Below are 23205 nucleotides of genomic sequence, written 5' to 3'. Positions count from 1 at the left end.
ATCTGATCCCGCGAGCGGCGAAGACCGCAGCGGAGACAGCATGCAAAAATCCTCATTCGATCTCACCGGCAAAGTCGCCATCGTGACCGGCGGCAATGGCGGCATTGGCCTTGGCATGGCACGGGGTCTGGCCGGAGCAGGCGCCAGCGTCGTTATTGCCGGACGCAACCAGGCAAAATCCGAAAGCGCAGCCCGCGAGATCGAGGCGCTTGGCGCAAAGGCGCTGGCAGTCGCTGTCGACGTGACTGACAAGAACGCGGTTGCTGGCATGGTCGAGGCCACGATGAAGGCGTTCGGCCGGCTCGATATCCTCATCAACAATGCCGGGATCAATATCCGCAACCCTGCACACACGTTGAGTCTCGACGACTGGCACGCAGTCATCGACACCAATCTCACCAGCGCCTTTCTCTGCGCCCAGGCCGCCTACCCAGCGATGAAGAAGGCCGGCGGCGGGAAGGTCATCAATATCGGCTCGATGATGTCCATCTTCGGTGCGGGTTTCGCGCCGGCCTATGCCGCGAGCAAGGGCGGTATCGTGCAGTTCACCAAAGCAATCGCGTCGTCTTGGGCGGTCGACAATATCCAGGCCAATGCGATCCTTCCGGGTTGGATCGATACCGACCTGACCCGCAAGGCGCGTGAACAATTGCCGGCACTGAACGAGAATGTGCTGAATCGGACGCCCGCGAAGCGCTGGGGCACCATCGACGATCTCGCAGGCGCTGCCGTGTTTCTCGCGTCGCCCGCCTCCGATTTCGTCACCGGCACCGCGATCCCGGTCGACGGCGGATATTCCGCGCAGGGCTGATAGGGCTGCTGGACCGAATGCACATGCTCCGGGCGTTCCAGCGAGTATGTCATAGTCGCCTGCTACAAGAAGGCGGTTCATATGGCCCGATTCTGAACGCCAGAAACCCTTCAACTTATTGTCGTATTAAGCTTTTTCAGCCGTTTAACCCTTAAATTCATTGACTTTCGCGGGATCGAGCCTATGTTCCGCTGCAACGCGGTCAGAATCGAGACGCGATTTCCTGGCCAGCCGCTGTCGGCGAATATGTCCTCCCCGTGCCCTTAAAGCGTGCCGTTCCGGGGTGAGCGCGACAGAAATTTCCAGAGTCCGAACGGCGATTTCGACTCGAGGCTCAATGTCCTTTTCCAATCTCGGCCTTTCCGACAAGGTTCTCGCTGCTGTTGCGGCCACCGGTTATACGACCCCTACCCCCATCCAGGAAAAAGCGATCCCCCACGTTCTCGCCCGGCGCGACGTGCTCGGCATCGCCCAGACCGGCACCGGCAAGACTGCCGCTTTTGTGCTCCCGATGCTGACGCTGCTCGAAAAAGGCCGCGCCCGGGCTCGCATGCCGCGCACCCTCATCCTTGAACCGACCCGCGAACTCGCGGCGCAGGTGAAGGAAAATTTCGACAAGTACGGCGCCGGCCAGAAACTGAATGTCGCGCTGCTGATCGGCGGCGTCTCGTTCGGCGATCAGGACACCAAGCTGATGCGCGGCGTCGACGTGCTGATCGCCACACCCGGCCGCCTGCTGGATCACACCGAGCGCGGTGGCCTGCTTCTCACCGGCGTCGAGCTGCTGGTGATCGACGAAGCCGACCGCATGCTGGACATGGGCTTCATTCCCGACATCGAACGTATCTGCAAGCTGGTCCCGTTCACCCGGCAGACCCTGTTCTTCACGGCGACCATGCCGCCGGAAATCCGGCGCATCACCGAGACTTTCCTTCACAATCCTGAGAAGGTCGAAGTCTCCAAACCCGCCTCCACCGCGATCACCGTGACTCAATCGCAGGTCGGCGTGGGCCGCGAACCGCACGAAAAGCGCGAAATGCTGCGGCAGTTGCTGCGCGACGCCAAGGACCTCAAGAACGCGATCATCTTCTGTAACCGCAAGCGCGACGTCGCGGTGGTTTACAAATCCCTCCAGAAGCATGGCTTCAGCGTCGGCGCCCTGCACGGCGACATGGATCAGTCGGCTCGCACAGCCTCGCTCGACCAGTTCCGCAAGGGCGAACTTCCCTTGCTGGTGGCCTCCGATGTCGCCGCCCGCGGTCTTGATATTCCCGAAGTCAGCCACGTCATCAATTTCGACGTTCCCCATCATCCGGACGACTACGTTCACCGCATCGGCCGCACCGGCCGCGCCGGACGCCTCGGGACCGCGATTTCGATCGTCAGCCCGTCGGACCAGAAGTCCGTCACCGCGATCGAGAAATTGATCGGTCAGCCAATCGCTCGCGCCGAAGTAACCCCGGTTGCAAGCACCGAAGCCTCGCCATCGCCTGCCGGCGAACAGCAGGCCGAGCGTGCGCCGGAAGAGCGCAAGCCGCGCCGCGACTCGCAGCGGACCCGTGGCGGCCGCAACAAATCCCGCAAGCCTGAGGGCGCCGAACGGAAGCCCTATGCCACCGCCGCCGAAAAGCCGGCGGCGCAAGTCCCGTCGATCGGACGCGCGATGCCCGCAGCATCAGCCCGCGAACAGCATGCCGAACCGGCAGACCACTCGCATCTGCCCGCATTTCTCCTGCGGCCGGTCCGCGCTCGCGGTTAACCCCCAACCAATTGACCCGTCTGCGGACTGGGACCGTTTACGGGTCATTCATTCTCGTCCCTTAACTTGCATCCGATACTTTTAGCCATTTCGTTAAAGGGCATGCAGAAGCTTGCCTTGAAGGGCACGGAACGTGATTGGCCTGCTGGAAGAATATGAACGCACCATGGCGTTCGCCGAAGTTGCTTTGGGCCAGATTCGATCCCTGCGCCAGAACGCCGTGCCTCGCAATTACGAAATCTGGTACATCTACGCGACCGGCTACAATTCCGCTCTCAACAAGATCATCAACGAGACACTCGCGCGCAACGGCAAGCTGACCGAAGCCGATCTCGAGCAGATCTACGAAACCTATCTTTCCCAGCATCGGACCTCGGAGCGCATCGACACGGTCGGAGCGCGGGTGATCAACGAAATCGACGACGTGATGAATCTCATCACCGACGCGCTGGGAATGACCTCGACATTCGGACGCAGCCTCGAAGGCGCCACCCAGAAATTGTCCGGCGCCAAGGATCGCGAGCAGGTCAAGGCCGTGGTCGAGGCGCTGGTGGCATCGACCCGGGAGATGCAGGAAACCAACAAGGCCCTGGAAGCGCGCCTTGCCACATCCAAGCAGCAGATCAGCAGTCTCCAGCACAGCCTCGAAGCCATACGCACCGAGAGCCTGACGGATCCACTTACCTCGCTCGGCAATCGCAAGTTCTTCGATCGCGCCCTCGAAGGCGCCGTGGCGCATGCGTCCGAGAGCGGAGAGCCGTTATCCCTGCTGATGCTGGATATCGATCATTTCAAATCGTTCAACGACAACTACGGCCATCTCACCGGCGACCAGGTGCTGCGCCTTGTCGCGATGTCGCTGAAGCAGACGATCAAGGGGCAAGACATCACTGCGCGGTATGGCGGCGAGGAGTTTGCCGTGGTGCTGCCGAACACCGCCTTGCGGCAGGCCCTGACGGTTGCCGACAACATCCGCCGCGCGGTGATGTCGAAGCAGCTCAAGAAGAAGTCGACAGGCGAGATCCTAGGCCGCGTCACCATCTCGGTCGGCGTGTCGATGCTTCAGCCCGGCGACGATCGCGAACGGCTGATCGAGCGTGCGGACGCCTGTCTGTATGCAGCGAAACGCAACGGCCGCAACCGCGTCATCTGCGAAGCCGATCCGGAATTCTCTCCGGCCGACCGCATTCAGGTCGCCTAGCGCTTTTTTACGAGCAACCTTTTCGGGCTCGTTTTTCGGCCCGCCGTTTTCAGGGCGGCCTTCTTGGCCGCGGGCGGTTTTGCTTTCTTGGCTGTTCCCGACTTGCGAGGCGCAGCCTTCGCCGGCGCGCTCCGCTGGCCTGAGCGTTTCTTCACGCCGGCCTTTTTGGCGGCAGCACGCTTCGCGGCTCCGACAGCCTCGCGGGCCCAGACCGCCAGTTCCTCCGGATCGTCGTAAAGCCGCTCCGGCAGATGCCGGTAGGATTTCACAATGACTGTCTTGTTCCGGGTCTCATACTGGAATGGCTTTGCACCTTCGGCCTCGTAACGCGCTTCCGTCTGCTCATCGACCCTGAAGATGATTCCGGCGCGCAGCGCCATGGCGAAGTTCACATCGTCAGCGACGATGCCGTAACCGCTGAACATCCTGCGCAGGACGACGGGCCCGAACTCAGAGAAAAGATCGATGAGATAGTCGCGGTCCATCGCGTCTTCCGCAAAAGCTTGCCCCCGGGCTCGACCCAAGGGTGGTATCGGTTTTGCGACCAGAATACGCGAAAACTAAAAAGCCGGGCCGAATGAATTAGCCGACTTTGGCCGGGGTCAACTGGACCGACTCGCCGCAGCCGCAGGCGCTGACCTGATTGGGATTGTTGAAGATGAACTGCGCCTGCATCTTGTCGGCCTTGTAGTCCATCTCCGTGCCGAGCAAAAACAGCACGGCCTTCGGATCGACAAGAACCTTCACGCCCTTGTCTTCCACGACCTCGTCGGTCGGACGGACCTCGTGGGCATATTCGACAGTGTAGGACTGGCCGGCGCAGCCGCCGTTCTTGATGCCGACACGAAGGCCGACGATCTCGGAGTCCGCACGCGCAGACAGTTCCTTGACGCGTGACGCAGCCGCTTCCGTCAGACGCATCACCTGCGGACGGGGGCGCACAGCGGGCTTGGAGGGCGCGGGAGTATTTGGCGTCATACCGGTCATTTGTTCATTCCTCGTGGCGGTTCAAGGCCGCCCTGAAATGCAGATAGATACTGAAGCTAACTGAGTCGTCTCAACTCACCACATGTTGAGGACGAGGCGCGCCTCGTCGGACATCCGGTCAGGGGTCCAGGTCGGCTCCCAAACCACGTTGACGCTAACGGGGCCCACACCAGCAACGCTGGCAACCGCGTTCTCAACCATGGTCGGCAGTTCGCCGGCGGCGGGACAGTTCGGCGTCGTCAGCGTCATCTGCACATCGACGGAGCGGTCGTCCTTGATGTCGACCTTGTAGATCAGGCCGAGTTCGTAGATGTCCGCCGGGATTTCCGGATCGAAAACCGTCTTCAGCGCGGCCACGATATCCGTCCCGAGACGCTCGGTTTCCTCGGCAGGAAGCGCCGACTGGGTATCGAATTTCAAACTGGCCGGCTCAGCGGCCTGGATGGTGTCGTTCATGCGAATAGCTCCCGCGCCTTGATCAGCGCCTGTGCCAGCTGGTCGACTTCAGCCCGCGTATTATACATGCCGAATGAGGCACGGCACGTCGCCGTCACGTTGAATCGCTCCAGAAGTGGCATGACGCAATGGGTGCCTGCCCGCACCGCAATGCCGCCCCGGTCTATGACCGTCGCCACATCATGTGGGTGCGCGCCCTTCATTTCGAAAGAGATGACAGGTCCCTTCCCCTTTGCCGTGCCGATAATACGCACCGAATTGATCTCGCGCAGCCGGTCGGTGGCATAGGCCAGCAAGTCATGCTCATGCCTGGCGATACGGTCCTTGCCGATCGAATTCACGTAGTCTATGGCCGCGCCCAGCCCGATGGACTCGACGATGGCCGGGGTGCCCGCCTCGAACTTGTGCGGCGGATCGCCATAGGTCACCCAGTCCTTGGCGACCTCGCGGATCATCTCGCCGCCGCCATTGTAGGGGCGCATCGCGATCAGATGATCGTATTTCGCGTACAGCACGCCGATCCCGGTCGGACCGTAGAGCTTGTGGCCAGTGAAGACGTAGAAATCGCAGTCGATGTCTTGCACATCGATGTTCAGATGAACCGCGCCCTGACTGCCGTCCACCAGCACCGGAATGCCGCGGGCATGCGCGAGCTTCACGACGTCTTTGACCGGAACAACAGTACCGAGCGCATTCGACATCTGCGTGATCGCGACCAGCTTGGTCTTCGGCGTCAGCAGCTTCTCGAACTCATCGATCAGGAAGTTGCCCTCGTCATCGACCGGCGCCCACTTGATGACCGCCCCATACCGCTCGCGCAGGAAATGCCACGGTACGATGTTGGAGTGATGCTCCATGATCGAGAGCACGATTTCGTCGCCGGCCTTGATGTTCGGCTCGCCCCAGGACGACGCCACGAGATTGATCGCTTCGGTGGCATTGCGTGTGAAGATGATCTCTTCATTGCGCTTTGCGTTCAGGAATTGCGCAACCTTGGTGCGGCCGCCCTCATAGGCGTCGGTCGCGGCGTTGGCGAGATAGTGCAGACCGCGATGAACGTTGGCGTACTCGGACCTGTACGCCTCGGTCATGCGATCGAGAACCGCCGTCGGCTTCTGCGCCGACGCGGCGTTGTCGAGATAAACCAGCGGCTTGCCGTAAACCTTCAGCGCAAGCGCCGGGAAATCCTGGCGGACACGCTCGACATCATATGAGCCGTTGGCAACTGCCGGATGCATGATCAGCCTCGAGTCGCCAGCCATCGCTCGGCAGCGGCGACTGCAAAGTCGCGAAGGTTATCGTCGGCAATGGACTCGATGGCCTCCCCGACAAACGCAGCGATCAGAAGCGCCTGCGCTTCCTTCTCGGGCAAGCCGCGCGCGCGGAGATAGAACAGCAGGCTTTCATCAAGTGCACCGGTCGTGGCGCCGTGACCGCAGGTCACGTCATCCGCGAAGATTTCGAGCTCAGGCTTGTTGTCCGCTTCGGCCTCATCCGACAGGAGCAAGGCGCGCGTCATCATCTTGCCGTCGGTCTTCTGCGCACCGGGACGCACGATGATGCGGCCCTGGAACACCGAATGGGCGCGATCGTCGAGCACCGAGCGGAACACCTCGCGGCCGGAACAGTGCGGCACCGCGTGATCGACCACCAGCGTGGTGTCACCATGCCGGCGCGCGCCGAGCAGATTGACCCCATTGGTGGTCAGTTCGCTGCCTTCGCCGGCGAACGTGATGAAGCCCTGATAGCGGCTGATATTGCCGCCGTTGGTCAGGTTGAACGTATTGAGTTTGGCTTTGGCGCCGATCGTGAAAATACCGGTCGAGATGTTGGCGGCATCGAGCGCATCCTCCATCAGACGAACGTGCTGAAGTTCAGCCTCATCGCCGATCCAGATCACGACGGAATCGTGCGTCTGATACGACTTCGCGCCTTCCGCTGCGACGAAGCTCTCGACGAAAGTGACGCGAGCGCCATTCCCGACCTTGAGAAGCGAGCGCGTGACAAGCGACGTGCCCGAGTCGGTGGCCACATGAACGATATGAATCGGTTTTGCGAGCGCAGCGCCCTCGGCGACATCGATCAGGACACCATCCGTCGCGAGCGCAGCATTCAGCGAAATCATCGCATCCGACGCCACGCTGGTTTGCAGCAGATCGGCACGGACCTTGTTGCTGCCGTCTTCCAGAACTTCACGCAGTGTCCGCAGGTGGACACCCGCTTCCAGCGCCGTCACGTCCGACAACTGCGGCGCGAACACGCCATCCACCAGCACAAGCTTCTGGGTGCTGTCGATGCCGAGCGACTTCACCGCCTTGGCCGCACGCGCGAGATCAGCCTGATCCGGCGCCGGTGCCAGCGGCGCGATCTCGCGCAGCAGTGCGCGCAGATCGGTGTACTTCCATTCCTCGATGCGCCGGTGCGGCAGGCCGAGACGCGCAAAGTCGTCGAAGGCGTTTTGCCGAACCTCGGCAACCGGCCCCGATCCGGGCAACCGGCCCCGCGCCGCGGCGAACAGCTCGCCGAGCGCATGGTCCGTCGTGGGCTTAACCAATGCAACGTTCATGATTGGACCCGCTTACGCTGCCTTGTCTTCGAACTGGGCGTAACCGGACTTCTCCAGTTCCAGCGCCAGTTCCTTGCCGCCACTCTTGACCACGCGGCCCTTCGACATGACGTGGACGAAATCCGGCACGATGTAGTTCAGCAGACGCTGATAGTGGGTGATGACGACCATCGCGCGGTCCTTTGAGCGCAGCGCGTTGACGCCGTCAGCGGCGACACGCAGTGCGTCGATATCGAGACCCGAATCCATCTCGTCGAGGATGCACAGGCTCGGCTGGAAGAGCGCCATCTGAAGCACCTCGTTGCGCTTCTTCTCACCGCCGGAGAAGCCGACGTTGACGCCGCGCTTGAGCATATCGATCGGAATGTTGAGCGACTTGGCGATCTCGCGAACCTTTTTGAGAAATTCAGGCGCCATCAGCTCGGTCTCGCCGCGCGCCTTGCGCTGCGCATTGAGCGCCGTATGCAGGAAATTCATTGTGGTGACGCCGGGAATTTCCACCGGATACTGGAACGCGAGGAACACGCCCTTGGCGGCGCGCTCGTCGGGATCCATCTCAAGCAGGTCTTCGCCCTTGAACAGGATTTCGCCAGCGGTCACGTCATAGCCCGGCTTGCCGGCGATGACATGGCTGAGCGTCGACTTGCCGGAGCCGTTCGGCCCCATGATGGCGTGAACTTCGCCTGCATTCACGGTGAGGTCGAGACCATGAAGGATCTCGTTATCTTCCACCTGAACCTTGAGGCCTTTGACTTCGAGTAACGCGGTCATCCAACACTTCCTTCCAGCGAGATCGAGATCAGCTTCTGCGCCTCGACCGCAAATTCCATCGGCAATTGCTGCAACACGTCCTTGACGAAGCCGTTGACGACCAGCGCCACCGCTTCTTCCTGGCTCAGTCCGCGCTGCACGCAATAGAACAGCATGTCTTCGGAAATCTTCGACGTCGTCGCCTCGTGCTCGAACAGCGCCGACGAGTTCTTCGCTTCGATATACGGCACGGTGTGCGCGCCGCACTTGTCGCCGATCAGCAGCGAATCGCACGCGGTGAAGTTGCGCGCGCCCGTCGCCTTGCGATGTGCGGTGACGAGGCCGCGATAGGTGTTCTGCGACACGCCGGCGGCGATGCCCTTCGAGATGATGCGGCTGGTCGTGTTCTTGCCCAGATGGATCATCTTGGTGCCGGAATCGACCTGCTGGTAGCCGTTCGAAATCGCGATCGAATAGAACTCGCCGCGCGAGTTGTCGCCGCGCAGGATGCAACTCGGATACTTCCAGGTGATCGCGGAGCCGGTTTCGACCTGCGTCCACGAAATCTTGGAGTTCTTGCCGCGGCAATCGCCACGCTTGGTGACGAAGTTGTAGATGCCGCCCTTGCCTTCCGAGTTGCCCGGATACCAGTTCTGCACCGTCGAGTACTTGATCTCGGCGTCGTCATGGGTGACGAGTTCGACCACGGCGGCGTGCAACTGGTTCTCGTCGCGCTGTGGCGCGGTGCAGCCTTCGAGATAGGAAACGTAAGCGCCCTTGTCGGCGATGATCAGCGTGCGCTCGAACTGGCCGGTGTTGCGCTCGTTGATGCGGAAGTAGGTCGACAGCTCCATCGGGCATTTAACGCCCGGCGGCACGTAAACGAACGAGCCGTCGGAGAACACCGCCGAATTCAGCGTCGCGAAATAGTTATCTGAGGTCGGCACCACAGTGCCGAGATATTTCTTCACCAGATCGGGATGCTCGCGGATCGCTTCCGAGATCGGCATGAAGATCACGCCGGCGGCCTTCAGCTCGGCCTGGAAGGTCGTCGCAACAGAGACCGAGTCGAACACGGCATCGACCGCCACACGGCGCTCGCCTTCAGGGCGCACAACGCCGGCCAGCATCTCCTGCTCGCGCAGCGGAATACCGAGCTTTTCGTAGGTCTTCAGAATTTCCGGATCGACCTCGTCGAGCGAGGCCAGCGCCTTCTTCTTCGGCGCGGAATAGTAATAGAGATCCTGGTAGTCGATCTTTGGATAATCGACGCGCGCCCAGGTCGGTTCTTCCATCGTCAGCCAGCGTCGGAACGCCTCCAGACGCCACTCAAGCATCCACTCAGGTTCGTTCTTCTTGGCGGAGATGAATCTGACGGTGTCTTCGGAAAGCCCTTTTGGAGCCTTCTCGGATTCAATGATGGTCTCGAATCCATAACGATATTGATCGACGTCGATCTGGCGAACCCGATCGACCGTCTCTTGTACGGCCGGCATTTCAATCCTCCGCTCGCGGTTTCAAGGACCGCGGTGGACCGTTTAAGTTGTAGAGGGCTTGAGTACACGCATTGCGCGAACGTTAGAACCGTTCAAGCCCGATTGCATGAGCCTTACCTAATACACCTGAGAGCTTTCTCCAAGCCTCCAGACAGCGATCTATGTCCGCTTCCGTGCTGTCCCACCCCAGACTGAGACGAATGGCTCCCAGCAGAAGCGCCGGATCAGCCTTCATCGCCTGAAGGACATGGGATGGCTGAACCTTGCCGGAGGAACAGGCCGACCCCGATGACACCGCGATGCCCTCCAGATCGAATCCGATCACTGCTGTTTCAGCCTTCAGCCCGAGGGCCGAGACCAGCGTGGTGTTGGGAAGCCGTGGCGCGGTATCTGAAAAGATCACTGTGTCCCGATGGTCCCTGAGGCCGCTTTCAAGGCGCGCCTGAAGGGCTTTCATGCGCGCGGCGTCAACGTCCATGGAACCGGCGGCGGCTCTGACGGCGGCTCCAAAGCCGGCTATTCCGGCGACATTCTCGGTTCCGGCCCGGCGGCCCTGCTCCTGTCCCCCGCCGCGCACCTGCGCGTGCAGCCCCTCCAGCCCATCCGCCGCGACAGCCGCCCCGACGCCCTTGGGACCGCCGATCTTGTGCGCAGAAACCGTGAGAACATCCGCGCCGAGGGCATTGATATTGATTGGTATTTTCAGGAATGCCTGGACCGCATCGACATGCAGGATGCCCCCGGCTTCATGAACCAGCGCAGCCACCTCGGGAACCGGCTGGATCGCCCCGGTCTCGTTGTTCGCCAGCATGACCGAAACCAGAGCGGGAGGACCACTCGCCAGCGCCGCCGCGAGCCTCTCCAAATCGATCACGCCCGAAGGCAACACCGGCGCAATCTCGATGGCGTCCTGGGCGAATCGTCCCCCCGCGAGCACCGACGGATGCTCGATGGCCGAGACAATCAGCCGCTGCGCCGGCCCTCGGCCGCCTCGGCGCAGTCCAGGCGTTAGCGCCAGCGCGTTTGCCTCCGTACCGCCGGATGTAAAGACGACACTCCGCGGATCCGCGCCGACGGCGACAGCGACAGTTCCACGCGCGTCCTCGATAAGCTTCCGGGCCGCACGGCCCTCGCTGTGCACCGACGACGGATTGCCGCTGACGTCGAACGCAGCCGCCATCGCCGCACGGGCTTCCGGCCGCAGCGGCGTCGTTGCATTCCAGTCGAGATAGACGCGATCACGCATAACGTCTGACGATCCAGTCCGGTCCGAAGGGCGCTTTACCGTACAATCGCATGAAAATAATCAGCAATCCGGACCTCCTAGATAGTTCCTGCAGGCTCAATATGCTTGCTTTTTGCCCCTTGCCCCATGCTAGAACGCGGCAGCCGTTCATCGCGCGTACCGCGCGCCGTGACAACATTCGAGAGACATATCGTTTGCTTAAGGCCAGCCGGCCTGCACAACGACGCTTCAAAGGAACTTTGATGCCTGAGGTCATTTTCACCGGCCCTGCCGGCCGTCTTGAAGGCCGCTACCACCCGGCGAAGCAGAAAAACGCGCCGATTGCGATGGTGCTGCATCCGCATCCGCAGTTCCAGGGCAACATGAACCACCCGATCGTGTATCAGGTTTATTACGCGTTCGTGGCGCGCGGCTTTTCGGTGCTGCGTTTCAACTTCCGCGGCGTCGGCCGCAGCCAGGGCCAATTCGATCACGGAACCGGCGAGCTGTCGGACGCGGCATCCGCCCTCGACTGGGCGCAGACCATTAATCCCGAAGCGCGCGCCTGCTGGGTTGCCGGATTCTCGTTCGGCGCATGGATCGGCATGCAGCTTCTGATGCGCCGTCCTGAAGTGGAAGGCTTCATCTCGATCGCGCCGGAGCCCAACCGTTACGACTTCTCGTTCCTCGCGCCCTGCCCCTCGTCCGGCCTGATCGTTCATGGCGACAAGGACATCGTAGCGCCTGCGAAGGACGTCACGACACTGGTCGAGAAGCTGAAGACGCAAAAGGGAATCGTGATCGATCAGCAGGTCATTCCCGGCGCCAACCACTTCTTCGTCGACAAGATGGAGCCGCTGATGGAGTCGGTAACGTCCTATCTCGACATGCGGCTCGCCAACGTCCGCTGACAACAACCACTTTCCAAAAACAGAAATGGCGCGGATGAGGGATCATTCCGCGCCATTCTTGTGACTGGACCTGCGCCTTTAGGCAGCAGCACGCTGGTCCAGTTGGGAAAGATACGACTTGTGCTTCTTCATGAAGGCACGCAGCAACGCGGAGTAGTCCGGGCTCACGGCATCGCGCACTGATGGCCGCTCACGCAGGCTCCTGCGCCAGCGCGCGATCTTCGGCTTGTCGGCGAGTATGCCAAAGTCACCGATCTCATCGATCGTATCGAAGTAGCGGAACACCGGCGCAAACACCGCATCGACCAGCGAGAAGGATTCGCCGTCAAACCACGGAGCTGCGACAAGCCTTGCCTCAAGGCGAGCGAACTTTTCGGTCGCCTGCTTCACCTTGACGTTGAAGGCAACTTCATCGGTGACCGTTTCCAGCCCCCAGATGTCGCCCAGCACCGCCGAGCCGAACTCCATCCACGCGCGATGTTCGGCGCGGGTCAGCGGATCCTGAGGATGCAGCGGCTTGGGCTGGGTTTCCTCGAGATATTCGAGAATGACTGCGGATTCGAAGACAACCTTGTCGCCGACCTGAAGCACCGGCACCTTACCAAGCGGCGAAATCTTCAGAAACCACTCGGGCTTGTTGTCGAGATCGATATCGATCCGCTCGAACGGCACGCCTTTTTCGGTCAGAGAAATCACCGCGCGCTGAACATAGGGGCAGAGCTTGTGGCTGATGAGCTTGAGTTTCTCGGTCATGTCATTTTCCTCCACTCATGCGAGCATGGTGGCGGTCTGTCACTTTCAACATTCGATGTGGTCTGACGCATGTAGCGCCAAACGCCATCACGAATGATTTGAACTGCTAAAATGAGCTCGGCGACCAGCATCGCGATTCCCTTCCATGCACATGCATCAAATTAGATGCAGGCGCATGAAATTGTCAAGATCCATGCAAGTGCATTAAATCACGGTTTCGCGAGAACACCACCCGTGTGGGGCGCGGCCACTCCGGTCGTTCCCGGAAATGTCAGCGGCAACCCTTTGAGACTGCGAACGGCCATGTATGCGAAGGCCTGCGCTTCGATGGCGTCCCCGGACCATCCGAGGTCGCTTCCACGCGTCACGGTGGCAGGCGCCAGGCGCTCGCCCAGAATCCGCATCAGGGTCGGATTGCTGGCACCGCCGCCCACAACGATCCAGTTTTCGGGAATCTGAGGGAGCCTCGGCGCGATCATCGCGATCGAGGCGGCTGTGAAAGCCGTCAGCGTCGCGGCGCCGTCCTCCGTGCTCATGCTGTCCACGGTCAACTTGGCAAAGTCGTTTCGGTCAAGCGACTTCGGTGGCGGCGCGGTGAAGAATGGACGGCGCAACGCCTTCGCGATCCACTCACCATCAGCGCGGCCCTTCGCCGCTGCTTGCCCGTCGCGATCCACCGCCTTACCGGTTCTGCGCAGCATGAAGTCATCAAGCAGCGCATTGCCGGGACCCGTGTCGCAGGCAATCAGTGTCTCACCGTCGATATAGGTGATGTTGGCAACGCCGCCGATGTTCACGACCGCTGTCGGTCCTGAACGAGCCAGCATTCGCACCAGCGCGCTGTGATACACGGGCACCAATGGCGCCCCCTGTCCGCCTGCGGCAACGTCAGCAGCGCGAAGATCGAACACCACCGGCACGCCGAGTGACGCGGCCAGCGCACGACCGTCACCGATCTGCATCGTCAGCTTTTGCTCCGGGCGATGCAGGACCGTCTGTCCATGAAAGCCGACGACATCGACTGCGTCGCGAGACAAGTTGTTCGTCTGGAAAAATTTCTCGACGGCATCGGCGTGCGCACGCGTCACCAATCTCTCGGCGTCTGCCAATATGCCCGGCCGCGCGTCGCGCTGGGTAACGGATGCCGCATCGGCAAGCGCCCGCCTCAGGAGTTCCCGTTCATTGTCGGCGTAGGCGCGATAACCCGTCGGGCCGAATGCACCGATATGCTCACCGTCCGTTTCAATCAGCGCAACATCGACCCCGTCAAGGGACGTCCCGCTCATCAGCCCGATCGCCTTCAGCAAGGGCATCTCCCTCGGGCAGAAATGCCCTCATTTGCGCGCATTCCGATCCCAACCGCTTGGTTGAATCCGACGCCGGACCTGATACACCACAGGCCCAAATAAACGCTAAATATCTGAATCGTTAAAGAGTGCCGCCATGAGCGCCTACAAGTCCGATTTCCTCAACGTCCTTCAGAGCCGGGGCTTCATCCATCAGATCTCGGATGCGGCCGGGCTCGATGCACTTGCAGCCAAGGGCGATGTGACGGCCTACATCGGATACGACTGCACGGCATCGTCCCTGCACGTCGGGCACCTGCTTTCGATCATGATGCTGCATTGGCTTCAGCAAACCGGCAACAAGCCCATCGTCCTGATGGGCGGTGGCACCACCCGCGTGGGCGATCCCTCCGGCCGCGACGAGACGCGCAAGCTTCTGACCTACGAGCAGATCGATGCCAACAAGGAGAGCATCAAGGGAACCTTCACCAAGCTGATCAAGTTCGGCGCGGGCAAAACCGATGCCGCGATGGCCGACAACGCAGAGTGGCTGACGGCGCTCAACTACATCGAGATGCTTCGTGACGTTGGTCGGCACTTCTCGATCAATCGCATGCTGACCATGGACTCGGTCAAGATGCGGCTCGAGCGCGAGCAGGAGCTGTCGTTTATCGAATTCAACTACATGATCCTGCAATCCTACGATTTCGTCGAACTGTCGCGGCGCTACGGCTGCAACCTGCAGATGGGCGGCTCCGACCAGTGGGGCAACATCGTCAACGGCATCGACCTCGGCCGCCGCATGGGCACGCACCAGCTCTACGCGCTGACCTGTCCGCTGCTGACGACATCCTCTGGCGCCAAGATGGGCAAGACCGCCGCTGGTGCCGTGTGGCTCAATGGCGATCTGCTCAGCGACTACGACTACTGGCAGTTCTGGCGTAACACCGAGGACGGCGACGTCGAGCGCTTCCTGAAGCTGTTCACTCTCCTGCCGATGGACGAAATTGCAAAGCTCGCCGCGCTGAAGGGCCAGGAGATCAACGAGGCGAAGAAAGTGCTCGCGACCGAAGCGACGGCGCTTATCCGCGGCCGCGAAGCAGCGGATGCGGCCTCGGAGACCGCGCGCAAGACGTTCGAGGAAGGCGCCATTGCCAGCGATCTGCCGACACTCGAGATTTCCCGCTCCGAACTGGACGCCAGCGCGCCCGTGCTCGGGTTGTTCGTCAAGTCAGGTCTTGTGGCCTCCAATGGCGAAGCGCGGCGTCAGATCAAAGGCGGCGGCCTGCGCGTCAATGACGTTGCGATTGCCGATGAGAAGATGGTCCTGACACCAAAAGACCTGACGCCGGAAGGCGTCATCAAGCTGTCGATGGGCCGCAAGAAGCACGTCCTGCTCAAGCCGGTATAAAATACGGCGGCAGGCTAGCTCTGGCGCAGCATCGTCATCATGGTCGCCGACATGGTAGCGATCAGTTTCTCACGGCCGTCCTCGCTGGCATAGGCATGGCCTTCCGAGACGACAAGCCTACGGCCCGGCTTCACGACTCTGCCGACGAAACGGAACGTCTGCCCCTTGGCCGGCGCCAATAAATTGATCTTGAACTCGACGGTAAGAATGTCCGCCGTTGCCGGCATCAGCGTGTAAGACGCCAGCCCGCACGCAGTATCGAGCCCGGCCGACACCACGCCGCCGTGCAGGAAACCGTTCTGCTGCGAGAACTTCGCATCATACGGCATCCGCAGCTCAAGCGTTCCCGGCCCGACCTGCGCCAGCGTTATTCCAAGCGTACCCAATGCCGGTTGGCCGGCGAATGTCTTTCGGACGCGCGCCTCGAAATCCGGATCCTGAACCTGAAATGCTGTCACTGCTGGGGCGTGGGGAAGTCGGTGGGGACGCTTTGCCGGCCGGTGTTGAAGTCGAAGATCTTGCGGAACACGCCGGGCGCCATCGCCGAAATCGGATTGACCCTGAGAACCGGCGCACCGGGGGTTCCGACGACTTCGTAGGTGATGCCGATCAAGCCTTCGTTGCTGCCACCGCCCAGGAACAGTCCGACAATTGGAATTTGCCCGAACATATTGTTCAGACCATAGAGCGGAACGAAAGTGCCGCTCATCTTCACCTGATTGACGGGATAATCGATCACCCCTTCGATGGTCGCGCCTATCGTCGGGCCGCGAAGAACCCCGTCCTTGACCCGCAACTGACCGCTCTGGCGGGTGAATTCCGCGCGCATGCCGGAGAACCCGACGCCCTGTGAATTCGCTCCCGGTGCGTTCGCCACCGCGCGGTCAAGCGCGGCTTCGCCTTTGATCGTGAAGTCGCGGACGTTCAACAGTCCTTCCTGCGGCGACGTGTCGGACGTCGGCGGATCGACCGCGATCCACATCTTGCCGCCGTTCATTTTCGCGTAGGTATCGGTGAAACGGAAAAACGCACCTGCGTCGCCCGTCTCGAGATACATCACGTCACGCCCCTGGCCTTGTCCCTGGCCTCGCCCGCGCAGATCGCCGATCACCGGCGTATCGCGTCCCAGCTTGCCACTGAGCGAGAACGATCGGATCGCTCCGGCACGGCGCGTGAGTTTCAGGTCTATGCTGCGAACCGCCTCGCCATAAAAGCCGGCAAGCGCGCCGAGCTTGGCGTCGATATCGATGTCGAAATTCTTGGATTTTTCCTTGGTATTCGGATCCCTGCCCGACATCGCGCTCTTGATGAAGCCGCGGCCGTCGAACACCTCACCCCGCATCGTGACCTTGAGCATTCCGTCCGGCTGCCGCTCGGCCTTCAGGTTGGCCTTGTCGCCTTCAGATGGCGCAAACGTCGGAAACGATGCATTGACGAGATCATTCTTGTCGTCGATTTCCAGCGAGCCCTTGATGGACGTGCCGTTGCCGTCGATGACGATATCCTCGAAGCGTGTGCCTTGAGGCTTTTGAATGACGTTAAACGTCATCTTGGTCGCTTTGCCCGCGACCTTGGTCCAGCCCGGCAACAGGTTATCGATACGCGCCGCGGTCAGATCGGCTTCGACGCCGAAGCGATTGTCACGATTGTCGCCTTCGCCGCCGGCAATCTTGCCGGTCAGTTTGATGGGAATGGCGCCGCTCAGGCTTTGTCCAAGATCCACACCAAGGCGCGCCCGGGCCGCATCGTCGAGGGTCGCCGACACGCGCACGTCGGCGTCGCCATCGCTCGTCTTGCGGTAGTCAAGGGCCGCGGGCTGTCCGCCAATCTTGACGTCGCCCCTGACCCGATAACCCTGATTGTCCGCGACCACCTTGAGCGAATTCGCTTCGAGTTTCTGATTCATCGCGAGCTTGTCGACGGCCAGCGCGCCAAGGTCGAGACTGATCGAATAGGTGGTGTCGGCTTTCGTCAGCGCATTCTTCAAAGGCATCGCAAGCGTGACGATCGCGGACACCGTGCCCTTGCTCGAATTGGGATCGATCACCGTATCGCCGGCTTCGCGCAGCCGTTCCGATTGCAGGACTTCGGCGGCCGCAGGAACCGGGCCATCGATCCGGAAGCGCACTTTGGTGGGCGCGGGCTTCGGTGCGAGATCGGGCACTTCAAAGGTCAGATCGGAGATGCCAAGTCGTCGGCCGGCCGGGGTATCGACCGCTCCCTGCCCCACGTTGATGTTGACGGTCCGTCCGCTCACACGCCCCTTCATGTCGGCATCACGAACCAGAGGCATGTCATCGACGGGCCGCACGGTCAGGCCATTCGCCAGAAAATTCACAGACAAGCCATCGTCTGGAATCGGCGGGCCGCCGCGCACAAGCGTGTGAACCGGCGCATTGACGGCAATGTCGAGCCGCTGGACCGTGCCGCGATCCACCCGCTCCGTGATCCATTCGCGCACTTCAGGCACGATCAGCACAGGCCAGATGCGCTTTAACACGGCGATCGGCATCGGCGTCGCGGCCATTCCAAGCCGCAAACGTGCCTCGCCTGAATAATCGATGCTTCCCGAACCCGCGATACCGATCTCGCCGTTGCTGATATCGCATTGGGTCAAAAGCACGCGCCGGTTTTCCGTATCAAACCGCACACGGACCGCGATGCGGTTGAAGATCGAGGGCGCCTCTCCGTCATTGCCGGCAAGCAGAATGGTTCCGCCGCTCAAACCGAGCTGCCAGTTCGGTATGCTGTCATTAGGCGGTTCGAGATGCGCCAGCAAAGTGATGCGATTGGCGCCTGCGTTAACATGAAACGGCGCCACCATGACCCGGCGTCCGGCATCCCATTCGACACGCGCATCGGCGTGGTCGATCACCATCGGATAGTCCGGCACATTGAGGTCGACGATTGTGCCTTTGCCGGCGACGATCTCTCCCCGGAAATAGGTTGGAAGACCGTCGCGGCCGATCTCGCCCTTGAACTCGCCGCTGAGCGGCATGTCCGCAGCGTAGGTAAAATCCTTCAAACGCGCTGCGAGCAGCAGGTTGTTGGTCGGGACCTTGTACGCGCTGATATCGATCGAGCGCACGCCATTCGACGGCGCACCCACGGCCACTTTCAGTTCCCAGCCGTTCTTGCCTTCCTCGCCGACGCTAAAAGCGGCGCCGCCACCCAGCGGACGCCGCAGGCTGAGGCTGATGTTGTTGAAGTTGATGACACCGCCATTGCGCTGGTCCTCAACCGTCAGCACGCCGTTGCGCAATCCAATTTCATTGAGGCTCTGACCGTCGAGCCCTTTGGCGCTGAGACCATCGAGCCATTCCAGTGCGGCGAGCAGTCCGCTCGTTCCGTTCGAAGCTGCGGCCGACGTGGCCGGAACTGGCGGCGTCGGCGATGCCTGAAACGGCAGCGGCGGAGGGCCTGAAACAGTCTGTGGCTCCGGCTTGACGGGAACCTTGCCGGTCGCGAGCGGGCTGTTGCTTTGACCGGTCGAAACAATCACCCGTCCGTCGGGCGTAATCCGGACGGCGAGTTCGGCGCCGACAAGCCGAAGCGTCTCGGCACGCAGACGCCCCATGATCAGCGCCGTGCCTGATAGTCTTACTTCCGCCTTCGGCGCGCTTGCGACAATGTTGCTCGCCTTGTCCCGCACAACGATGTCACGCAACCGGACCGCAATCCTGATCCGGCCGGCGCGCTCGATCTGCGTGCCACCGACTTGAACGGTGTGATCGTGCCCGAGGTTCTCCTCGATCGCCGAGGCCAGCCACGGCGTCACGACATCGAGATTGACCGGTCCCGCGCCAAGCCGGAGCCACAACGCGCCAAAACATCCGGCGAAGATTATGCCGAGCGACATCAGGACGATGACGGTCCGCCCGATCCATGGACTGCCGGCGATTCGGCGGCGGCGCCCGCGAAACCAGTCCGTGACCCGATGAATTCCGATGCTTGGCCGATTGAGCAGCTTGATCGCCCGGTCACACGCCGCATCGTCATGGTGATTCCAGCCGGAATCATCCCAATGCCGGTGCTCGTCTGCAGCCTTCGCGAAGGCTTTCTGGGGCTCTGATCTCGGCATTGCCTCTCGGTATTGATCGTCAGCCTGGTCGAGCCGCCGGGCGTCAAAGCGTCAAATTTGGAGACTCGCTCCGTCGGAGTGTCGCCAGACTAAAAGCCCGGTCTTAGTTTTCTGTATCGCCCGTTATTCGACCGTCCGCGTGGGAAAGTCGTAAATTCAGTCTGTTGGCTATTCACCATACCTCGGGGACGTCAGATTTGCCCAGCCGAAGAAGGCAGCTTTAATGGTCCGGTTGCGAGTCTTTCGAATCCCAAAATACCCCGCTGAAAGCGACGAAAGGAAGGCGTATGTCCAAGAAAACGCGTAAGAAATCGACCAAATCGACATCAAAGGCCAAGGGCGCAAAAGCCAAGCCCGCCAAGCGGGCCGCCGCTAAAAAGCCGAGCGGTACCGTTACCCGTAAAGTTGCGAAGAAAGCCAAAGCTAAAACCGGGGCCACGAAAAGCACCGCGACAAAAAACGCGACAAAGAAGAAGAGCGCCGCAACCACCTCAAGGCGCTCCGGTACGAAGGCTGTACCTGCCAGGAAACCCGCAGCACTTACCCCAGTTCGCAAGGCCGAACCCCTTACCGAAGGGCAATCCGCACCGGCATTTGCGCTACCGCGTGATGGCGGACAGTCGGTCTCGCTTGCGGATTACGCCGGCCGTAATCTGGTGATCTTCTTCTATCCACGCGCCGACACGCCGGGATGCACCCTTGAGGCCGTCGCCTTCAGCCGGCTCGCTGACGCCTTTGCGGAAGCACGGACTGCCGTTCTCGGCGTTTCGGCTGACCCGATCGCTGCCCAGGAGAAGTTTCGCGACAAGCACGGGCTGACGGTTCCGCTTGTTTCCGATGAAGAGCTTGGAATGTTGACGGCCTATGGCGTCTGGGGCGAAAAATCGATGTATGGCAAGACCTTCATGGGAATCTCTCGGACAACGGTTTTGATCGACCCCGAAGGCAAGATCGTCAGAATCTGGCGCAACGTGAAGGTCGATGGACATGCCGACGAGGTGCTCGCCGCGGCCCGAAGTACCTGAGAATTCCATTCCGTTTTCCGAAAATTAACCATGAAAGGTTCAAATCGGCGCCTGTAATTGAGCCGTCCGGGCGCTTTCGGGCGGTGCGGGAGTACCGATGCCAAACCGTTCCGCCCACTACCCCGAACATCCGCAACATCACCACGCGCATGACCATGCGAGAGCGCCCCAGCGGCGCCCTCCGCATGGTCATCATCGTCCCGACCGCAATGGCTACACCATTGTCCATCACGGCAAGGCGGTACGGTTCGGACCGGTGGTGTTCTGGATCGTGGCGGGATCTATCGTCATCATGGGCGCGTGGTCGGCGGCGACGGCCACCTATTTTGCCTTCCGAGACGACGTGCTGACCCGTCTCATCGCGCGTCAGGCGGAGATGCAGTACGCCTACGAGGACCGCATCGCCGAGCTGCGCGCGCGTGTCGATCGCACCACCAGCCGTCAATTGCTGGATCAGGAGCAGTACGACCAGAAGCTCAACCAGATCATGCGGCGGCAGGCGCTGCTCGAATCACGTGCGGCTGCCCTCAATGCCATGCCGGATACCGCCCCTACCGGCTCGATCAAGCCGACGGCACGCGGACCGCAGTCGACCGACGCCGGCGCGGCTACAGGCGTGCCGAAACCATCACCGATCAACGACACCGTGATCTTCGTGACACCGCCCGACCGCGAAGCGCGGCTTGAATCCCGCACGCCTCCGGCCGCTCGCCCGCGCACGGAATTCGCAAAGGCCAGTGGTGTCGACACCGTCCTGACCAACCTGCAAAGCGCGCTCGACAAGGTCGAAGGCCGCCAGACCGCCGCACTCAATTCGGTCGAAGAGAGTTATGAGTCGCGGATGCGCAGGATGCGCAGTGTGATTACGGACCTCGGTCTTGATATGGCGCAGCTCGAAGCCGCGACGCCCAAGGGCGGCGTGGGCGGGCCGTTCATACCGGTCACCAGGCCATCGTCCGATGCCAGCACGTTCGACCGCCAGTTGTACCGGATCAATCTAAGCCGTGCACAGGTCGACAAACTCACACGCACCCTGTCGCTTGTGCCGTACCGCAAGCCGGTCGTCGGCAATGTCGAATTCTCCTCCGGTTTCGGCGTGCGCAGCGATCCCTTCCTTGGCCGCCCCGCGATGCACAGTGGGCTGGATTTTCGCGCCTCTACCGGCGATCCGGTTCGCGCAACTGCCCACGGCAAGGTCATCAATGCCGGATGGAGCGGCGGCTATGGCCGCTTGGTGGAGATCGATCACGGCAACGGCCTGTCGACGCGCTACGGGCATCTGTCGGCCATCAACGTCAAGATTGGCCAGCAAGTCACCATCGGTCAGGTGATTGGCGAAGTCGGCTCGACAGGCCGCTCGACCGGCCCTCACCTGCACTATGAAACGCGGATCGATGGCGATGCCGTGGACCCGCAGAAGTTCCTCCGCGCCGGCGTTCGCCTCAGCCAGGGTTAAGTTCCAACTCCTGAGCGACTGAACAGCCGAAACACCCTTCCGTCCATGACCAGCAGCGCGCTTCCAATGACGAGCGCGCCGATGATCTCGCGGCCTTCGATCCTCTCGTCCAGTATGAAGTATCCGAGCAGGATCGCGCTGACCGGAACGAGCAGCGTCACCAACATCACGTTGCTTGCACCGGATCGAATGACGATCTGGAAGAAAATGATGAAGGCCAGCGCGGTCGAGAGCGACGCGAGGCCGAGAACCGCCAGCCACGTCACGTGTCCCGGCACTTGCAGTTGCCAGGGACGATCGAAGACCGCGGCCAGAACGAGCATCATCACGCTCGCCGAGATCAACTGAAACGCTGCGGTCCCAATCGGCGGCGAGCCGGCCAGCTTGCGTGTCGCCCATAGAGCGGAAAATCCGAAGCAGATCGTTGCGCCGAGGCAGAGCGCGATACCAATGCTTTGCCGCGAGCCGAGATCAAAATCATAACCCTTCAGGATGACGACGCCGCACAGACCCAGCAGCACTCCGGCAACACGCCGCAGAATAAGTTTCTCTTCTCCGAAAGCCGCCGCCACCAGAACGGTAAAAACCGGCGTCGTGGCATTCACGACGGAGGCCGTCCCGCCCGGGATGTAGGTTTGCCCCATCACGATGAGCGAAAAGGGCATCACATTGTTGATCAGCGCCATGATGGCGTAAGGGCGCCATCCCGCGATACCGACCGGAAACGGGATGCGGTTGATCCAGAGCATCGGCAGCAGGATCAGCGCCGCAATCGACAGACGCAGGAAGACCAGCGTCAGCGGCGGCAATTCTTTCAGCGCCACACCGGTGAAGAAGAACGTGCCGCCCCAGAGAACCGACAGGAAGACCAGCCGCGACCAGTCGCGCTCATCCATACGCAGTTCAGTTTCGGGAAGTCTCTCTTGGACGACAGCCATGGCCCAGAGGGATACGCGGTGGCACTGCACAGAACCACCCGCTTCCCGACAACCCGGTTCTGCGTCTGGCGCGTTTTCAAGCGAAGTGGGCGC

The 23205-nt window shown here is 61.3% G+C and carries 20 protein-coding genes; 7 read left to right on the top strand and 13 right to left on the bottom strand.

Annotation, left to right across the window (positions count from 1 at the left end; all coding sequences use genetic code 11):
* Positions 1-40 precede the first annotated feature (40 nt).
* From AC1RM7_RS02160 to AC1RM7_RS02150, 3 genes are all read left to right on the top strand, one after another.
* Positions 41-811: an SDR family NAD(P)-dependent oxidoreductase gene (locus tag AC1RM7_RS02160; protein ID WP_024919164.1), complete on the top strand. Its 771-nt coding sequence runs from the start codon at positions 41-43 to the stop codon at positions 809-811.
* 337 nt (positions 812-1148) lie between these two features.
* A complete protein-coding gene (locus AC1RM7_RS02155) occupies positions 1149-2570 on the top strand; it encodes a DEAD/DEAH box helicase (RefSeq protein ID WP_492838408.1) in 1422 nt (473 codons plus the stop codon).
* A gap of 133 nt (positions 2571-2703) precedes the next feature.
* Complete coding sequence (locus AC1RM7_RS02150; protein WP_006020415.1) at positions 2704-3771, top strand: GGDEF domain-containing protein; 1068 nt, start codon at positions 2704-2706, stop codon at positions 3769-3771.
* On the opposite strand, the gene AC1RM7_RS02145 is transcribed toward AC1RM7_RS02150, so the two are convergent.
* From AC1RM7_RS02145 to AC1RM7_RS02110, 8 genes are all read right to left on the bottom strand, one after another.
* Positions 3768-4256, bottom strand: a complete 489-nt coding sequence (locus AC1RM7_RS02145; RefSeq protein ID WP_024919162.1) for a TfoX/Sxy family protein — start codon at positions 4254-4256, stop codon at positions 3768-3770. The genes AC1RM7_RS02150 and AC1RM7_RS02145 overlap by 4 nt on opposite strands.
* A gap of 97 nt (positions 4257-4353) precedes the next feature.
* A complete protein-coding gene (locus tag AC1RM7_RS02140; protein WP_006020413.1) occupies positions 4354-4758 on the bottom strand; it encodes a HesB/IscA family protein in 405 nt (134 codons plus the stop codon).
* A 75-nt stretch (positions 4759-4833) separates the two neighbouring features.
* Positions 4834-5214 carry an SUF system Fe-S cluster assembly protein gene (locus tag AC1RM7_RS02135; RefSeq protein WP_006020412.1) on the bottom strand — a complete coding sequence of 127 codons (381 nt, stop codon included), beginning with the start codon at positions 5212-5214 and terminating at the stop codon, positions 4834-4836.
* Positions 5211-6452 carry a cysteine desulfurase gene (locus tag AC1RM7_RS02130; RefSeq protein WP_024919161.1) on the bottom strand — a complete coding sequence of 414 codons (1242 nt, stop codon included), beginning with the start codon at positions 6450-6452 and terminating at the stop codon, positions 5211-5213. The genes AC1RM7_RS02135 and AC1RM7_RS02130 overlap by 4 nt, the downstream gene beginning before the upstream one ends.
* Positions 6453-6454: 2 nt before the next feature.
* Positions 6455-7780 carry a Fe-S cluster assembly protein SufD gene (sufD, locus tag AC1RM7_RS02125; RefSeq protein ID WP_024919160.1) on the bottom strand — a complete coding sequence of 442 codons (1326 nt, stop codon included), beginning with the start codon at positions 7778-7780 and terminating at the stop codon, positions 6455-6457.
* 12 nt (positions 7781-7792) lie between these two features.
* Positions 7793-8551 carry a Fe-S cluster assembly ATPase SufC gene (sufC, locus tag AC1RM7_RS02120; protein ID WP_006020409.1) on the bottom strand — a complete coding sequence of 253 codons (759 nt, stop codon included), beginning with the start codon at positions 8549-8551 and terminating at the stop codon, positions 7793-7795.
* Entirely contained in the window at positions 8548-10026 is a 1479-nt protein-coding gene (gene sufB / locus AC1RM7_RS02115; RefSeq protein ID WP_006020408.1) for a Fe-S cluster assembly protein SufB, read from the bottom strand. Before sufB ends, sufC begins: the two co-directional genes overlap by 4 nt.
* 82 nt (positions 10027-10108) lie before the next feature.
* Entirely contained in the window at positions 10109-11272 is a 1164-nt protein-coding gene (locus AC1RM7_RS02110) for a cysteine desulfurase family protein (protein WP_024919159.1), read from the bottom strand.
* A 242-nt stretch (positions 11273-11514) separates the two neighbouring features.
* Between AC1RM7_RS02110 and AC1RM7_RS02105 the strand changes: the two genes are divergently transcribed.
* Positions 11515-12162, top strand: coding sequence for an alpha/beta hydrolase (locus AC1RM7_RS02105; RefSeq protein ID WP_006020406.1), 648 nt, complete (start codon positions 11515-11517; stop codon positions 12160-12162).
* Positions 12163-12240: 78 nt separating this feature from the next.
* On the opposite strand, the gene AC1RM7_RS02100 is transcribed toward AC1RM7_RS02105, so the two are convergent.
* Both AC1RM7_RS02100 and AC1RM7_RS02095 read right to left on the bottom strand, forming a co-directional pair.
* A complete protein-coding gene (locus AC1RM7_RS02100; RefSeq protein ID WP_024919158.1) occupies positions 12241-12915 on the bottom strand; it encodes a glutathione S-transferase family protein in 675 nt (224 codons plus the stop codon).
* Positions 12916-13124: 209 nt separating this feature from the next.
* Complete coding sequence (locus AC1RM7_RS02095) at positions 13125-14222, bottom strand: anhydro-N-acetylmuramic acid kinase (RefSeq protein WP_024919157.1); 1098 nt, start codon at positions 14220-14222, stop codon at positions 13125-13127.
* A 136-nt stretch (positions 14223-14358) separates the two neighbouring features.
* On the opposite strand from AC1RM7_RS02095, the gene tyrS reads away from it, so the two are divergent.
* On the top strand, positions 14359-15612 hold the full coding sequence (gene tyrS, locus AC1RM7_RS02090; protein WP_024919156.1) for a tyrosine--tRNA ligase: 1254 nt from the start codon (positions 14359-14361) through the stop codon (positions 15610-15612).
* Between the two features lie 14 nt (positions 15613-15626).
* Here the strand turns inward: tyrS and AC1RM7_RS02085 are convergent, their stop codons facing one another.
* Positions 15627-16070, bottom strand: coding sequence for a PaaI family thioesterase (locus tag AC1RM7_RS02085; protein ID WP_024919155.1), 444 nt, complete (start codon positions 16068-16070; stop codon positions 15627-15629).
* A complete protein-coding gene (locus tag AC1RM7_RS02080) occupies positions 16067-19693 on the bottom strand; it encodes a YhdP family protein (RefSeq protein ID WP_024919154.1) in 3627 nt (1208 codons plus the stop codon). The genes AC1RM7_RS02085 and AC1RM7_RS02080 overlap by 4 nt, the downstream gene beginning before the upstream one ends.
* 287 nt (positions 19694-19980) lie before the next feature.
* Here AC1RM7_RS02080 and AC1RM7_RS02075 point away from each other — a divergent pair, with 287 nt between their 5' ends.
* Positions 19981-20718 carry a peroxiredoxin gene (locus AC1RM7_RS02075; RefSeq protein ID WP_024919153.1) on the top strand — a complete coding sequence of 246 codons (738 nt, stop codon included), beginning with the start codon at positions 19981-19983 and terminating at the stop codon, positions 20716-20718.
* Between the two features lie 97 nt (positions 20719-20815).
* Entirely contained in the window at positions 20816-22174 is a 1359-nt protein-coding gene (locus AC1RM7_RS02070; RefSeq protein WP_492838401.1) for a peptidoglycan DD-metalloendopeptidase family protein, read from the top strand.
* Here AC1RM7_RS02070 and AC1RM7_RS02065 read toward each other — a convergent pair.
* Positions 22171-23112, bottom strand: a complete 942-nt coding sequence (locus tag AC1RM7_RS02065) for a DMT family transporter (protein WP_006020398.1) — start codon at positions 23110-23112, stop codon at positions 22171-22173. The two genes, AC1RM7_RS02070 and AC1RM7_RS02065, sit on opposite strands and share 4 nt — an antisense overlap.
* Positions 23113-23205 lie beyond the last annotated feature (93 nt).

It is taken from the genome of Afipia sp. GW822-FHT03D08, assembly GCF_058801645.1.
The sequence above is the reverse complement of the archived record's forward strand: the minus strand, read 5'-3'. Positions and strand labels throughout refer to the sequence as shown.

Bases quoted from the DNA above. Each gene is read 5' to 3' on its own strand.
- AC1RM7_RS02145 (WP_024919162.1), bottom strand. From the start codon at position 4,256: ATGGACCGCGACTATCTCATCGATCTTTTCTCTGAGTTCGGGCCCGTC.
- AC1RM7_RS02075 (WP_024919153.1), top strand. From the start codon at position 19,981: ATGTCCAAGAAAACGCGTAAGAAATCGACCAAATCGACATCAAAGGCC.
- tyrS (WP_024919156.1), top strand. From the start codon at position 14,359: ATGAGCGCCTACAAGTCCGATTTCCTCAACGTCCTTCAGAGCCGGGGC.
- sufC (WP_006020409.1), bottom strand. From the start codon at position 8,551: ATGACCGCGTTACTCGAAGTCAAAGGCCTCAAGGTTCAGGTGGAAGAT.
- AC1RM7_RS02065 (WP_006020398.1), bottom strand. From the start codon at position 23,112: ATGGCTGTCGTCCAAGAGAGACTTCCCGAAACTGAACTGCGTATGGAT.
- sufB (WP_006020408.1), bottom strand. From the start codon at position 10,026: ATGCCGGCCGTACAAGAGACGGTCGATCGGGTTCGCCAGATCGACGTC.
- AC1RM7_RS02130 (WP_024919161.1), bottom strand. From the start codon at position 6,452: ATGCATCCGGCAGTTGCCAACGGCTCATATGATGTCGAGCGTGTCCGC.
- AC1RM7_RS02140 (WP_006020413.1), bottom strand. From the start codon at position 4,758: ATGACCGGTATGACGCCAAATACTCCCGCGCCCTCCAAGCCCGCTGTG.
- AC1RM7_RS02155 (WP_492838408.1), top strand. From the start codon at position 1,149: ATGTCCTTTTCCAATCTCGGCCTTTCCGACAAGGTTCTCGCTGCTGTT.
- AC1RM7_RS02080 (WP_024919154.1), bottom strand. From the start codon at position 19,693: ATGCCGAGATCAGAGCCCCAGAAAGCCTTCGCGAAGGCTGCAGACGAG.
- AC1RM7_RS02110 (WP_024919159.1), bottom strand. From the start codon at position 11,272: ATGCGTGATCGCGTCTATCTCGACTGGAATGCAACGACGCCGCTGCGG.
- AC1RM7_RS02160 (WP_024919164.1), top strand. From the start codon at position 41: ATGCAAAAATCCTCATTCGATCTCACCGGCAAAGTCGCCATCGTGACC.
- AC1RM7_RS02070 (WP_492838401.1), top strand. From the start codon at position 20,816: ATGCCAAACCGTTCCGCCCACTACCCCGAACATCCGCAACATCACCAC.
- AC1RM7_RS02135 (WP_006020412.1), bottom strand. From the start codon at position 5,214: ATGAACGACACCATCCAGGCCGCTGAGCCGGCCAGTTTGAAATTCGAT.
- AC1RM7_RS02105 (WP_006020406.1), top strand. From the start codon at position 11,515: ATGCCTGAGGTCATTTTCACCGGCCCTGCCGGCCGTCTTGAAGGCCGC.
- sufD (WP_024919160.1), bottom strand. From the start codon at position 7,780: ATGAACGTTGCATTGGTTAAGCCCACGACGGACCATGCGCTCGGCGAG.
- AC1RM7_RS02100 (WP_024919158.1), bottom strand. From the start codon at position 12,915: ATGACCGAGAAACTCAAGCTCATCAGCCACAAGCTCTGCCCCTATGTT.